The sequence below is a fragment of the Terrabacter sp. P5_B1 genome, assembly GCF_056400505.1.
This window is the reverse complement of sequence record NZ_JBFULD010000095.1, coordinates 1-12756: the sequence shown is the minus strand read 5'-3', so window position 1 is coordinate 12756 and position 12756 is coordinate 1. Positions and strand designations below refer to the sequence as shown.

At 70.9% G+C, this 12756-nt stretch carries 14 protein-coding genes and 1 tRNA gene; 2 read left to right on the top strand and 13 right to left on the bottom strand.

Features of this window, described 5'->3' with window-relative positions:
• Positions 1 to 750, top strand: a 750-nt coding sequence (locus AC1DP0_RS09195; protein WP_478083907.1) for an acyl-CoA dehydrogenase, incomplete at its 5' end; no start/stop codon positions are given.
• Between the two features lie 68 nt (positions 751 to 818).
• Here the strand turns inward: AC1DP0_RS09195 and AC1DP0_RS09190 are convergent.
• Together AC1DP0_RS09190 and AC1DP0_RS09185 are read right to left on the bottom strand one after the other, a co-directional pair.
• Positions 819 to 1340, bottom strand: a complete 522-nt coding sequence (locus tag AC1DP0_RS09190; RefSeq protein ID WP_478083905.1) for a flavin reductase family protein — start codon at positions 1338 to 1340, stop codon at positions 819 to 821.
• Between the two features lie 40 nt (positions 1341 to 1380).
• Positions 1381 to 1731 carry a hypothetical protein gene (locus AC1DP0_RS09185; protein WP_478083904.1) on the bottom strand — a complete coding sequence of 117 codons (351 nt, stop codon included), beginning with the start codon at positions 1729 to 1731 and terminating at the stop codon, positions 1381 to 1383.
• A gap of 146 nt (positions 1732 to 1877) precedes the next feature.
• Here AC1DP0_RS09185 and AC1DP0_RS09180 point away from each other — a divergent pair, with 146 nt between their 5' ends.
• Positions 1878 to 2765: a ZIP family metal transporter gene (locus AC1DP0_RS09180; RefSeq protein WP_478083902.1), complete on the top strand. Its 888-nt coding sequence runs from the start codon at positions 1878 to 1880 to the stop codon at positions 2763 to 2765.
• Between the two features lie 17 nt (positions 2766 to 2782).
• Here the strand turns inward: AC1DP0_RS09180 and AC1DP0_RS09175 are convergent, their stop codons facing one another.
• The 11 genes from AC1DP0_RS09175 to ligD form a co-directional block, all read right to left on the bottom strand.
• A complete protein-coding gene (locus AC1DP0_RS09175) occupies positions 2783 to 5179 on the bottom strand; it encodes a hypothetical protein (protein WP_478083900.1) in 2397 nt (798 codons plus the stop codon).
• Positions 5180 to 5187: 8 nt separating this feature from the next.
• On the bottom strand, positions 5188 to 5838 hold the full coding sequence (locus AC1DP0_RS09170; RefSeq protein WP_478083899.1) for a peptidoglycan-binding protein: 651 nt from the start codon (positions 5836 to 5838) through the stop codon (positions 5188 to 5190).
• A 127-nt stretch (positions 5839 to 5965) separates the two neighbouring features.
• Entirely contained in the window at positions 5966 to 6988 is a 1023-nt protein-coding gene (locus tag AC1DP0_RS09165; protein ID WP_478083897.1) for a hypothetical protein, read from the bottom strand.
• Positions 6989 to 7149: 161 nt separating this feature from the next.
• Positions 7150 to 7371 (bottom strand): three-helix bundle dimerization domain-containing protein, encoded by a 222-nt coding sequence (locus AC1DP0_RS09160; protein WP_478083894.1) that lies wholly within the window; start codon positions 7369 to 7371, stop codon positions 7150 to 7152.
• Positions 7372 to 7472: 101 nt separating this feature from the next.
• A complete protein-coding gene (locus AC1DP0_RS09155) occupies positions 7473 to 8441 on the bottom strand; it encodes an alkaline phosphatase family protein (protein ID WP_478083892.1) in 969 nt (322 codons plus the stop codon).
• Between the two features lie 86 nt (positions 8442 to 8527).
• Positions 8528 to 8601, bottom strand: a tRNA-Val gene (locus AC1DP0_RS09150).
• Positions 8602 to 8713: 112 nt separating this feature from the next.
• Positions 8714 to 9205 carry a TIGR02611 family protein gene (locus tag AC1DP0_RS09145; protein ID WP_478083890.1) on the bottom strand — a complete coding sequence of 164 codons (492 nt, stop codon included), beginning with the start codon at positions 9203 to 9205 and terminating at the stop codon, positions 8714 to 8716.
• Entirely contained in the window at positions 9202 to 10047 is an 846-nt protein-coding gene (locus tag AC1DP0_RS09140; protein WP_478083887.1) for an aminotransferase class IV, read from the bottom strand. The genes AC1DP0_RS09145 and AC1DP0_RS09140 overlap by 4 nt, the downstream gene beginning before the upstream one ends.
• A 52-nt stretch (positions 10048 to 10099) precedes the next feature.
• On the bottom strand, positions 10100 to 11152 hold the full coding sequence (locus AC1DP0_RS09135; protein ID WP_478083885.1) for a chorismate-binding protein: 1053 nt from the start codon (positions 11150 to 11152) through the stop codon (positions 10100 to 10102).
• Between the two features lie 16 nt (positions 11153 to 11168).
• Positions 11169 to 11651 carry a glutathione peroxidase gene (locus tag AC1DP0_RS09130; protein WP_478083883.1) on the bottom strand — a complete coding sequence of 161 codons (483 nt, stop codon included), beginning with the start codon at positions 11649 to 11651 and terminating at the stop codon, positions 11169 to 11171.
• A gap of 61 nt (positions 11652 to 11712) precedes the next feature.
• Positions 11713 to 12681, bottom strand: a complete 969-nt coding sequence (ligD, locus tag AC1DP0_RS09125; RefSeq protein ID WP_478083909.1) for a non-homologous end-joining DNA ligase — start codon at positions 12679 to 12681, stop codon at positions 11713 to 11715.
• Positions 12682 to 12756: the final 75 nt, after the last annotated feature.

Here is a 12756-nt window from a genome sequence, read left to right as displayed (position 1 = left end):
ATCCAGGAGTGCCGCGAGCTCTGCGGCGGCGCGGGCTACCTCTGGTCCAACCGCCTGGCCGCGCTCAAGGCCGACACCGACATCTTCACGACCTTCGAGGGCGACAACACGGTCCTGCTCCAGCTCGTCGCCAAGTCGCTCCTCACGGACTACCAGGCGACCTTCGGCGACCTCGACACGGCGGGCATCGTGCGCTTCGGCGCGCGGCTCGTCGGCGGCACCGTCATCGAACGGTCATCGGCGCGCGGCATCATCCAGCGGCTCGTCGACGCGGCCCCCGGGCGCGAGGAGGACGTGACCTTCGGCATCCGCGGCACCCAGCTGCGCCTGCTGCGCGAGCGCGAGGAGCACCTGATCGAGGGGCTGGCCCGTCGGCTGCGGCGGGCCGCCGCGCCCGGCGTCGACGCGTTCGCTGTCTTCAACGCGACGCAGGACCACCTCGTCGATGCCGGCACGGCCCATGTCGAGCGGGTGGTGGCCGAGRCGTTCGCCGCGTCCGTCGAGTCCTGCACCGACGAGGGGGCGCGTGAGCTGCTGAGCAGGGTCTGTGACCTCCATCTGCTCTCGACGATCGAGCGCCACAAGGCGTGGTACCTCGAGCACGACCGGCTGAGCCCTGCCCGCGCCAAGGCGCTGACCGCTCGCGTCAACGAGGTGTGTGCGGAGCTGCGACCGCACGCCCAGACGCTCGTCGACGCCTTCGGCATCCCGGACGGTCTGCTCACGACGGAGATGTCGGGCACCACCTGATCGCCGGGGCCGGTCGGCCGGTGGGCCGGCAGGCTGGTGGACCGACAGGCTGGTGGGCCGGTCGGTCGTCAGGAGGACGGGCGCTGGTAGCGACCGCGGCGGTGGACCAGGGGTGGCTCGTCCACGCCGACCTCGACGTGCTCGATCCCGGCCTCGACGAGCACCGACCAGCCGACGTCGTGGCGGCTCGCCGGGTCCAGGCGCACGCCCATCCAGGTCGTGGCCGACACGGCGCGCGGTCCCCAGGCCGTCTGGTGCCACTCAGCGAGCCGGAAGGGTCCGCCCGGTGCCGGCATGGTGCCGGCGAAGGCGTCCGCGAGCCGCTGGTCACGCGCCCCGAGCAGGGCGACGACGGCCGTCCCGGTCTCCACGAGCCGGTCGAGCAGGTCCGAGTCGCCGTGCAGGAGACCCACGGCCCGGCCGGGCTCGCCCGTCGCCACGAGGTAGGACGAGACCGTGAGGCCGGCCCGTTCGATGYCCTCCCCCGAGGTCCACAGCGAGACGGTTCCGCCGATGCGGCCGCGGAGCCGTCGCACCTGGTCGCGGTCGCCCTCGGGTGTGTCGAACGGGTGCTCGGAGTGGATCGTCACGGGATGCTCCCGCCCGACATCGGCTGTCCTGCAGGGCTGCTCACTCCGCCTCGGCGACGAGGAGCGCGTCGTCGACCGAGATCTCGCCGGGCTCGACGACCCGGGCGTACACCCCGGCACACTGCGACGGTGTCTGCGTGATCTCCAGCGTGCACGCGCCGAGGCGCACCACGCGTCCGACGAGCTGGTCGAGGACCGACGGGTCCATGTCGAGGACGATGTTGGCCTTGGGGTGGGTCGCGACGAAGTCGTCCACCGTCACGAGGTGCACGGCGTGCTTCTTCGAGCGGTTGCCCTTGGGTCCGGTCTCGGTCACCTCGACGGAGTCCAGCTCCTGTCCCGGCTCGTCGGAGTCGGGGTAGATGTACAGACTCGAAACCGTGGCGATCATGAGGTCAACGCTAGTCCGTGACGGTGCGTCGTGGACCGCGCCACGACGACCGGTCCGCCTGCGGGTCCTCGGTCGCCGTCGTCGTCTCGGCGTCGGCTGGTTAGGGTAGCCTACCTTTGCCTGCACACCCCGGATCGGAAGTCGACATGTCCACCACCAAGATCGCGCTGCTGGGGGCCATTGCCGGGCTGACCATCTTCATCGGGCTGCCGCTCGGGCGGGTGCGTCGCCCCGCGCCACGCCTCAAGGCCGGCCTCAACGGCGTCGCCATCGGCATCCTCCTCTTCCTCGTGTGGGACATCCTGTCCCACGCCTGGGAGCCCACCGACGCTGCTCTCGCCCACCATGACTGGAGCGTGGCGCTGCGCGGGGGTCTCGTGCTCGCGGTTGGCTTGGCCGTCGGGCTGGCGGGCCTGGTCCACTACGACAGGCTCATTGCTGCGCGGCGCGCGGCCCGGGCACTCCGTCCTGATCCGGTCGCGGTGCCGGTCGGCGCAGCGGCGGGTGGCCCGGGTGCCCCGGGGACATCGGGTGCACCTGGCGCCCCGGCCGGGGCGATGGCAGCGGCCGGCGTCGTCGACGCGGCCAGCCTGTCGATGATGATCGCGGTGGGGATCGGCCTGCACAACTTCGCCGAGGGCCTGGCCATCGGCAACTCGGCGGCCAGCGGCGAGCTCTCACTCGCAGTGCTCCTCGTCGTCGGCTTCGCGCTGCACAACGCCACCGAGGGGTTCGGCATCGTGGCCCCGCTCGCCGGTGGGCGCGAGCGTCCCTCCTGGGGCCGACTCGCCCTGCTGGGGCTCATCGCCGGTGGCCCGACCTTCGTCGGCACCCTGGTCGGACGCAGCGTGGTGAACGACACCGTCGCGATCGCCTTCCTCGGGCTCGCAGCAGGGTCGGTGCTCTACGTCGTCATCGAGCTGCTCGCCGTGGCGCGCCGTGCCGGGCTCAAGGAGCTGACCACGTGGTGCATCCTCGGCGGCCTGATGCTGGGGTTCATCACCGACGGCGTGCTCGTCGCGGCCGGAGCCTGATCCGGCGTCGCCCCTGCCTACGGCGTCGCGCTCGGGCTCGACGCGGCGCCTGACTGCGTGCCGACGGCGGTGGTTGYCGTCGCAGGACTCGTCGGCGAGGGAGTCTCCGTCGTCGGCGCCTGCACGGGAGTCGTGGCCACGGAGGAGGCACCGGAGCCCACTGGGGCCGACTGGTCGGGTGCGGCGGGCGTCCCCGTCCCGGTGGCGGTCGCGGCGGGTGTGGCGCTGGTGGTGGAGGCCGTGGTGGGAGTCGTGCCCTGGGCGGGAGTCGTCGTCGCCTGCTCCCCGGTCACCAGCGCCTGGATCTGGCTCTGGTAGCCCAGCAGCCGGGTGCGGATCTCGTCGAGGGGAAGGTCCTGCACCGTGGTGGCGAACGCGTCGATCTGCTGCCACAGCGCCTCGATCCGCTGTCGGGTCGTTGCGCTGAGCTCGCCGGGGACGGTGAGGACGAGCTGCTGCGCCAAGGCGTAGGTGAGGCACTTGGCGCAGGAGTAGTTGACCGCGCCGGAGATGTTCTGGGGTATGACGACGTGCGCGTCGCCGGTCATGAGGACGACCTGGAAGGCCACGGCAACGGTCTTGCACTGCCGACAGCTGGCGAAGGCGTAGGCCGAGTTGCTGTTGGTGACGCTGGTGCCGTCCGCCCAGACGAGAGCGAACGCGACGTCGTAGGTCGTCGATCCGTCCGTGGTGTTGACGGCCAGGGCCTGGTTGTCCCCCGTCCCCGGCGCCCCTGGGCGGTTGAACGGGAAGACCCACGCCGGTGCCGCCCCCTCGGCGTCGGCCGACGAGGTCGATCTCGGGACCAGCACCAGGGCGAGCTGGGGATGGTCCTTCGTCGGAGGTGCCGTGGTGGAGGCCCACACCGAGGGCTGGCCCTCGCGGATCTGGCCGTCCTGGAGGCGGGGGGATCCGCCGACGAAGCTCGCCGGGGACAGTCCCTCGACGAGGGTGCCCTTCTCGAAGGACTGGACCGGGCGATAGCGATTGGCGTCGGGCCACCACGCCCACGTCAGCGCGGCCGCCACGGCGACGACGAGAATCGAGGCGAGCGCCCGACGGCCCGGGCGCCCCGCGGTCCTCGTCCAGAGCGAGTTCGTCACGGTCTTGACGAGCCGGGCGAGCACGAACAGCGAGCCGAGAACGGGCAGGGACACGGCCACGATCGAGAGCACCCTGATCGCGACGCCGACCAGGTCACCGCCGGCCCAGTCGAGGGCGAGGGCATGCTCCTGCTTGAGCACGCTGGTCCACGCGGTGCCGACCACGCGAGGCAGCGCCACGACCATGAGGACGAGGGTGACCAGCAGCAGCGGCACGATGACGAGCACCCAGGTGGTCACCACGACCCGGGCCCAACGCTTGAGCTCGGCGGCCCGGGCCTCGGGCTCGCGACCGGGCACGAGGCCCCGCAGGGTGGGCCCGATGCGGGAGGCCAGATCGGGAACCCCGGTCAGGTCGGCGAGGACGTGGTAACCGTCGAAGCGGACCATGGGCGCCAGCTGGCGCACCATCTGGAGCAGCTCCGCGGCCAGGATGAGCAGGAGGGCGTCCCACCCGGTGACGAGCCACACGCCGAACATCGCCACGGTCACGAGCGCGTTGAAGTACAGGCCGCCGAGATCGACGCGCAGGCGGCCTGCCCGGCCGAGGCGGTAGCTGTCGGTGACGTCGGTGTAGAAGGCGGGCCACACGAGATAGAGGCCGGTGCCCATGGCACCCGGCGTCGCCCCGCCGTAGCGGCAGGCCGAGGCGTGGCCGAACTCGTGGAAGCCCGCCGAGAAGATGGTGATGGCGAAGACGACGACGAGAAGGATCGGCTGGTCGAAGGCCTGGTGCGTGGCCGAGCCGAGTCCCTTCGTGAAGAGGACCCAACCGGAGATGAGAGCGAAGGCGAGGACCACGATCACGACCATGAGGGGCGCGAAGAGCGCGGCGAAGGGCGCCGTGATCCGACGGGTCACCTCGGGGTCCGAGACGATCCAGCGGAAGCGCAGCGCGAGAAGCGGATTGGGCTTCGTGAGCTGCGGCTCCGACCCATCAGGCCCACGGACGAGGCCGAGCGGGCGCAGCTGCGCCTCGGTCAGCTGCCGCACGTCGTCGGGCGCGAGCCGGCGTCCGTATGCCGTGCTGACCGCCTCGGCGACGTCGCCGTAGCTCCGTTCGCCGTCGATCGCCTCGAGGACGAGGTAGAGCAGGGGGGTGAGCTGGACCGTCTGTCCGTCGGGGCGGCGAACGAGCGACGGTGGGTTGCGGTAGCCCGAGCCGGTCAGGGCGCCGAGCAGCTCGATCCCGGTGGTTCGTGCCGGTCGGTGGGCAGCGTCGTCGAGGCTCGCGTCGACGGACGACAGGGTGTGGGGTGCGGTCGAGGTGGCCGGCCCCGGCGCCCTGCCGCCCGCTGACGTGAGACTCATGAGGACCGTTACTGCTGGATCGAGGAGGTCTGGTCGGCAGTCGCCTGGGCGGTCCCGTCCAGGTGCTGGGTGATCGATCCCTGCTGGTCGGCGATGGACGTCGCCTCCGAGGCGAGGGAGCCCAYGTTGGCGGAGACCGAGGCATTGATCGGTGCCGCGACGTTGGCGTTCGCGGCGACAGCGCCGTCGATGGGGGCCGCGAGCTTGGCGTCCGCGGCTGCGTGGACGTTGATGTCGAGCAGGTTGCCGCTCAGGGCGGACGTCGGCGTCGGCGTGGCGGTGGGGGCCGGCGCGGATGCCGGGTCGGTCGCCGGGGCGCTCGTGCCGGCGGCCGGCGCGGCCTGGTCGATGGAGCTGTGCTGCGGCGCGTGGGCGATGGCGGAGCCCGACAGGTCCTGGTCGATGTTCACGCCCTGGTGAGCCACGGCGGCGTCCGCGGATCCGACCGAGAGGATGTTGGCTCCGACCGCTCCGTTGATCGGTGCGGCGACGTTGGCGTTGGCGGCGACGCCCAGGTCGATCGGCGACGCCACGTCGAGGGCGAGGTTGAGGTCGGCGTTCAGGTCGAGCAGCGACATCACCTCCTTGTCGGGCAGCGCCGTGCCGCTCTCGGCGGCGAGCTCGTCGGCGGAAACGGGGGGAAGATCAGCTGCACTCATCGGTCACTCCATCCCGGCACACGTGGGTGCCGATCGACATGGCTGGCAACCGGGCATACCCTCTCATTTCGCGCTTCAAACCGACACGCGGGTCGAGGACCGTCCACGCGTCCGACGACGGCTCGGATCACCAGGGGCGAGCGGCCCTGCCGTCGTTCGGAGGGCCCTCGAGCCAGTCGTGGCGGTCGGTGGGTCGGGCGGCCCCGATGGTGGCTTCCCAGACGAGGACGCTCGCTGTGAACGGGTCGACGCCGGACAGCTCGGTCACCTCGTTGCGCAGGAGGACGAACGCCTCCCGATCGTCGGGGACGCCGCGCCCCGACATCCGCATGACCGCGTCCACGAGCGCTCGAGCCCAGGGCGGCGGAGCGCACGCCCGTCGGATGTTGTGCCGGTGCCGGCGCAGCTGCTCGCGGTGGGACCAGACCCGCCACACCCCCCACACGAAGACGGCCAGGAACACCACGACGGGCACGGCCACGGCTTCGCCCCGAAGGGTCGGCTCGGCGCCCGTCTGCCACGCCCGCACGATCGGCAGGGTGAGGAGGCCGATGAGCAGGCTGCCACCGAGCGGCAGATACGTCTGCGGCCCCGAAGCCGGTGATGCGACCTGCCGGGCGCGCCAAGCCTCCTCGGCCCACGTCCTCAGCTCGGTGCGCCGGCTGGCACTCGACCGGGAGGGGCCAGCACCGGTGGGTGGTCCCTCGGTCGGCGTGTCCGATCGGGGGTGGCCGTCGGTCGGGGTCGGGGCGGCGATGATCGCGGACATGGCGGCGGCGTTCGCGTGGCTGACGTTGCCGGCGCTGTCGTAGGTGAAGAGGGCCAGGCCGAACCGATCGGCATATGCCAGCGCCGCCTCCGAGTACGTGCCGGAGGTGAAGTGGATCAGCCCCATCTCTGGGCTGCGCGCGTCGGCCACGAGGTCCTCCAGCGCCTGCTTGTGCGTGACCGGCACCCCGAAGCTCACGTGTGCCGTGGCCGAGGTCGAGGTGACCATGCCGGACGTGCGCGACCTGTCGGTCGGGGGCTGCACCGACGCACCGGAGTGACCCAGGGAGCCGAGCCACCCGATCGCGGCCGCCTGCGCGGCGGCCTGGGTCGTGAGCCAGGTGGAAGGGCCCGCAGACCGGTCACCAGTGCTGGAGCTCATGGAGCCGCCTCCTCGATCCACCGGGGCATCGTGGGCTGCTCTGCCCAGTGGCGGGTGCCGCTGGCTGTGCCCACCCCGTCGATTGGTGACTCGTACCCACTCCCCGCGTCCGGCGCTCGGGCCGACCGACGCGACGCCGATCCTGCCCGCGGTCTTGCGGTCTACGCCTCCGGGGCGAGGGTGCCAGCCCGGTGGGCGGAGGACAACCGGTCCCGTGCCACGCGTTCGACCAGGACCGGAACGAAGTCCCGGACCCTACCGGTGAGCTCGGAGTGCGCCACCCGCACCGCAGCCTCCACGACGCCATCGTCCAGGTCCGGGAACCGCTGCTGGAGCCGCGACCGGACGTCTGCGAGAGCCCTCTGCTCAGCCTCGGAGTCCATGTTCCAGAGTCCTGTACGAGCGGACCTGTTCGCAGCAGTTCCACAGAGTTCCCGCACTTCTCACGGTGATCGCCCCGGCGGAGGACGCCGTGAGGCGATGTTCAGCCCAGCCCGAGGACGGCGTCATCGGCGATGGAGTTCACCCCGGGGTCACCGGCATGCCCCAGCAGGGGGCTGACACCCAGCATCTGCTGCACTCCAGCCAAGGTCGAGTAGTGGTTGTACGCGACACTCGTGGTGCCGCCTGCCCTGGTGTACGGCGAGATCACGATGAACGGAATCTGGGACGACTTGGAGTCGCCCTCGTCGAAGGTGATGATGACAGCGCTCTTTCCGCCGGCGTACTCCGGTGTTGCCAGAAGAGAAGGGATGAACGCGCTGGCCCAGCGGTCTCCGTCTTGGATCCGCTGGGAGGCCGTGGTGGTGGTCGACGTGCCGTGCATGATGTTGACCCGGTTGGGGATGACCAGGTTGAACTTGGCGCTCATCGCGTTGTGCGAGCCGAGCGGCAACGCATACATGGGGCACAAGGTCTTCTGGGTCCGCGTGTAGTACTGGAACGGCGTGTGTCCGACCTCGAAGAGGTCCCCTGAGTTGCCCATGAAGCAGTTGCTGGGCATGCTCTCAGCCCACTCGCGCGCGTTGGATCCCATGGCCTCGAAGATGCTGACGCTGTCCTGCGGCCAGACCCGGGGCAGCTTGGTGCCCGTGATGAGCACCTCCTTGCCGCCAGCATGGCCCGTGTACCCAGACGTCAGCGCGATGTAGTTCGTCAGGCTCGTCGTGGTCATGTGGTGCATGTTCGTGGCGTAGGCACAGGCCTGGGCCAGTGATGTCAGGTACGGCGCGTCCTTGGTGTTGCCGATGATCTTGGGCAGCGTCTTGTTCTCGAAGATGACCACCGTGACGTGGTCCCACTGCCCGTCCGCCGGCTGGCCACCGACCTCGGTCCCGCAGCGGGTGTCTGCAGTGGCCGTCCCTTGTGCGAGGGCTTGTGGCTGCGACGGTGCGCTCGAGAGACTCACCACGACCAGACCCGCCACCGCCACACCCAGGACTGCGCTTCGCATGCAAACAACCCTGCCACAGCACGCGTGGGGTCGTTCCCGTTATGTGGACAAGGCATCTGCGCCGGACGAGCGCGTATGACGTGCGGTGGACGTGAAGGGACTCGAACCCCTGACCTCTCGCGTGTGAAGCGAGCGCTCTAACCAGCTGAGCTACACGTCCGGGCACCCCGGTGCGGACAGGCGGTCGGGGTGACGGTGGGAACAATAGCCGGTGCGGGCATCGTGGCGGTAATCGGCCCGCTCTCCGCGCAACCGATGCACGACGGCCGGGGTCAGTCGATCCCTGGGACCTGCGTCAGCAGCTGCTCGGCCCACTGCGGCACGAACCGCGGGATCCCGGCCCACGCGAGGTAGCCCCAGATGATGCCCCACACGATGAGCAGGGTTCCGAGGGCGACGACGCCGCGCACCCAGATCACCTGTCCCATGATCCAGTCGTTCCACCGGCCCACCTGGCGCCTGGCGACGTCGAGCCACTGCTGCGCGAACTCGAACTCGCTGGCCAGGATGAGCAGACCGAAGAAGACGACGAGCCAACCCGGACCGGGAGCGGGGACCATGACGAGGCCCGCGATCGTCACGACGCCGCCCACGATCCCGACGACGGTGCGCCAGATGGCGTGGGTCAGGGGGTTGCGGCGCAGTCGGGCCCGCCACGCCCAGCGGTCCTCCCCTGCGTCGAGCGTCGCGTTGCGGTCCGAGTAGTCGACCGGGGTGGGCGCCTCGTCCGGTCGAGGGTCGGCGGCGCCGTTCGCGTCCGTCACGGGTCCGAGTCCCGCTCCGCGTTGCTCCGGAAGATCCGCTGCAGCTCGCTCGTCACGGGCCGCTCGCTCGGAAGGGTGCGGTCGTCCACGGCGTGGATCGGCAGGACGTCCTTTGTCGAGCTGGTGATGAAGACCTCGTCGGCACTCTCGAGCACGTCGAGCGGGAGTGTGGCTTCACGGATCTCGATGCCGGCGGCCCGTCCCCACGCGATGGTGAGCTCGCGAGTGATCCCGAGGAGCGGGCCCGACTCGGCCGGCGGCGTCAGCACGACGCCGTCCACGACGACGAAGACGTTGCTGCCGGTGCACTCACAGAGCTCGCCACGCGTGTTGCCGAAGACCGCCTCGATGGCACCCTGCTCCTTGGCGCGGGCGAGGGCGACGACGTTCTCGGCGTACGACGTCGTCTTCAGGCCGACGACGGCCGAACGCTCGTTGCGCGTCCACGGGACGACGGTGAGCTTCCCGCTCACGGGCGGGAGCGGCTGCGGCGCCGCGACCACGATGTAGGTCAGCGACGCGTCGTGCCGGTCGGATCCCAGCGGTCCGATGCCGCCGGTGACGCTGTAGCGGAGCCGGCCGAAGTCGAGCGCGGGCCCGTCAAGCACCGCGGCCACGCCCTTGTCGACGACGACCAGGTCGGGAGCCGGCAGGCCGAGCCCGGCAGCGGATCGCTCGAGCCGTCGGTGGTGGCGGGTCAGGGCGAAGGGCTGGCCCGCGGCGATCTTGGCAGTCTCGAAGACACCGTCGCCGACCGTGACCGAGTGGTCGAGGGCGGAGACGGAGGGGCCGGTCGGGTCGACGAGATCGCCGTTGACCCAGACGCGCGTGGTCGTGCTCATGGTCCCTTCCTGGGGGATCGGCGGCCGCCCGGWAGGCGCCCGACGGGAGCCCTCATGGTGTCACAGTGCCCGCCGCCAGCCCGATGAGCCGCGCGGCCTTGAGCTCGGTCTCGGCCCACTCCCCCTCGGCATCCGAATGCCACGTGATCCCGGCGCCCGTCCCGAACCGCAGCCAGCGCCGGCCGGCCTGGTCGCGCTCGGCCCAGAAGGTGCGTATGCCGACGGCGAGGTCCGCCTCGCCGGCGTCGGCATCGACCCAGCCGACGGCGCCGCAGTACGGCCCGCGGGGCATCGTCTCGAGGTCGCGGATGGCGGTGAGCGCGCTGGACTTCGGGGCGCCGGACACGGATCCGGGCGGGTAGGCGGCCGCGAAGATGTCTGCCCAACCGACCCCACCCCGGAGGTGTCCGCTGACCGTGGACACGAGGTGCACCAGACCGGGGTGTGTCTCGAGGGCACAGAGCTCGTCGACGGAGACGGTGCCCGGCTCGCACACACCGGAGATGTCGTTGCGCATGAGATCGACGATCATGACGTTCTCGGCGTAGTCCTTCGGCAGCATCTCCTCGGCCGTCGTCGCCGTGCCCTTGATCGGCCGCGTCACGAGGCGCCCGCCGCGACGCGACAGGAACAGCTCCGGAGACGCGCTGACGACGTCCAGGCCAGCGTCGTCGCACCTGATGCGCGCCGCATGCGGAGCTGGGTTGCCCTGTCGCAGAAGAGCATCGAGGCCATCCAGGTCAGCGTCGTCGCGAAGCCGGTGACTGAGCACCCGGCACACGTTGACCTGGTAGACGGAGCCCGCAGCGATGCGCTCGCGCACCTCTCGCACGGCGCGCACGTATGCCGTCCGGTCGAGTGACGTGCGCCAGTGGCGGTCGAGCGGCTGCCACGCCACGGCGGCACCCGGGGACGCAGCGCGACCCGGCCCGACGGCATACGTCCTCCGGGAGACCTCGGCGAATCGCACCGCGGTGACGGCGCCCTCGAACGTGGCCACGACGGCCCAGAAGCCCTCGCGGGTGATCGCGTCCAGGGCGTCGGAGCCGTGGCGGACGTCGATGACCCCGCGCGCGTCCCGGTCGGCGAAGCGGGCGTGGTCCACCCGCAGATCGTAGGGCCTACGCGGCGAGGGCCTTCTCGATGTCGCCGGCGAGGTCGGCGGGCTCGGTGGACGGGGAGTACCGGCCGAGAACGGTGCCGTCGCGGCCGACGAGGAACTTCGTGAAGTTCCACTTGATCTTCTTGCCGAGCAGGCCGCCCTTCTCGGACTTCAGCCACGTGTAGAGCGGGTGCTCGTCAGGACCGTTGACGTCGATCTTGGAGAACATCGGGAAGGTGACGCCGTAGTTCTTCTGGCAGAAGGCACCGATCTCCTCGTCGCTGCCGGGGTCCTGTCCCCCGAACTGGTTGCAGGGGAAGCCGAGGATCGTCAGCCCCTGGGCACGGTAGGTCTCGTAGAGCTCTTCGAGACCGCCGAGCTGCGGGGTGTAGCCGCACTGGCTGGCCGTGTTGACCACGAGGACGACATCGCCGGCGTGGTCGGCCAATGACACCTCCTCGCCGTCGATGGCGGTGGCTTGGAAGTCCTGCAGGACGGTCACGGTGTCTCCTCGGGGGTCCGGTATCGGTGCGTGGTTCGGAGCGGTGGTCGGTCGAGATGGGTCATTCGTCGGGTTCGGGCGGCACGTCCTGCCCGTCGCGCTCGTCGCGGTCGGCCCACTCGAGGAGCGCGCTGAAGTCGAAGACCGCGTCGTCGATGCCCGCGTGGAGGTCACCGAGGCGGCCGAAGCGCTCGGGCATCGTCGCGATGGTGAAGTCCTGCGGCTCGGCGTCGGCGATCTCGTCCCATGCGAGCGGGGCGGAGACCGTGCCGCGCGGGTTGCCCCGCACGCTGTAGGCGGCAGCGATGGTGTGGTCGCGGGCGTTCTGGTTGTAGTCGACGAAGAGGTCCTTCGGCGAGCGGTCCTTGCGCCACCACGTCGTCGTCACGTCGTCGGGCAGGCGCCGCTCGACCTCTCGGGCGAAGGCGAGGGCGCCACGGCGCACGTCCTTGAAGCCCCAGTCCGGGGCGATCCGGACGTAGACGTGCAGGCCCGAGCCGCCCGACGTCTTGGGCCAGCCGACGGCTCCGAGCTCGTCGAGGATCTCGTGGGTCGTGGCGGCCGCCCGGCGCACCTTGTCGAACCCGCACTCGGGCATCGGGTCGAGGTCGATGCGCCACTCGTCGGGGGTCTCGGTGTCGGCCCGGCGGCTGTTCCACGGGTGGAACTCGACCGTCGACATCTGCACGGCCCAGATGACGTCGGCCAGACGGGTCACGCACAGCTCGTCGGCGTGCAGGCCGTAGCGCGGGAAGTGCAGCCGCACGGTCTCCACCCAGGGCGGAGCCCCGGCGGGGAGTCGCTTCTGGTGCACCTTGGGCCCGTCGACCCCCTTGGGGAAGCGGTGGAGCATGCACGGCCGCTCGCGCAGCGCGTTGACGATGCCCGGGCCGACGGAGAGGTAGTAGTCGACGAGGTCGCGCTTCGTCTCGCCGCGCTCGGAGAAGTAGATCCGGTCCGGGCTCGAGAGACGCACCGTGTGGTCGCCCACCTCGATCTCCACCGCCGGTGCCTTGCTCGCCGCAGCCATGACCGACAGCCTACGGACAGCCGTGGCGGCATACGGTCCTCGGCCTGTGACCGGGGACGAGCGGAAGGGCCCGTC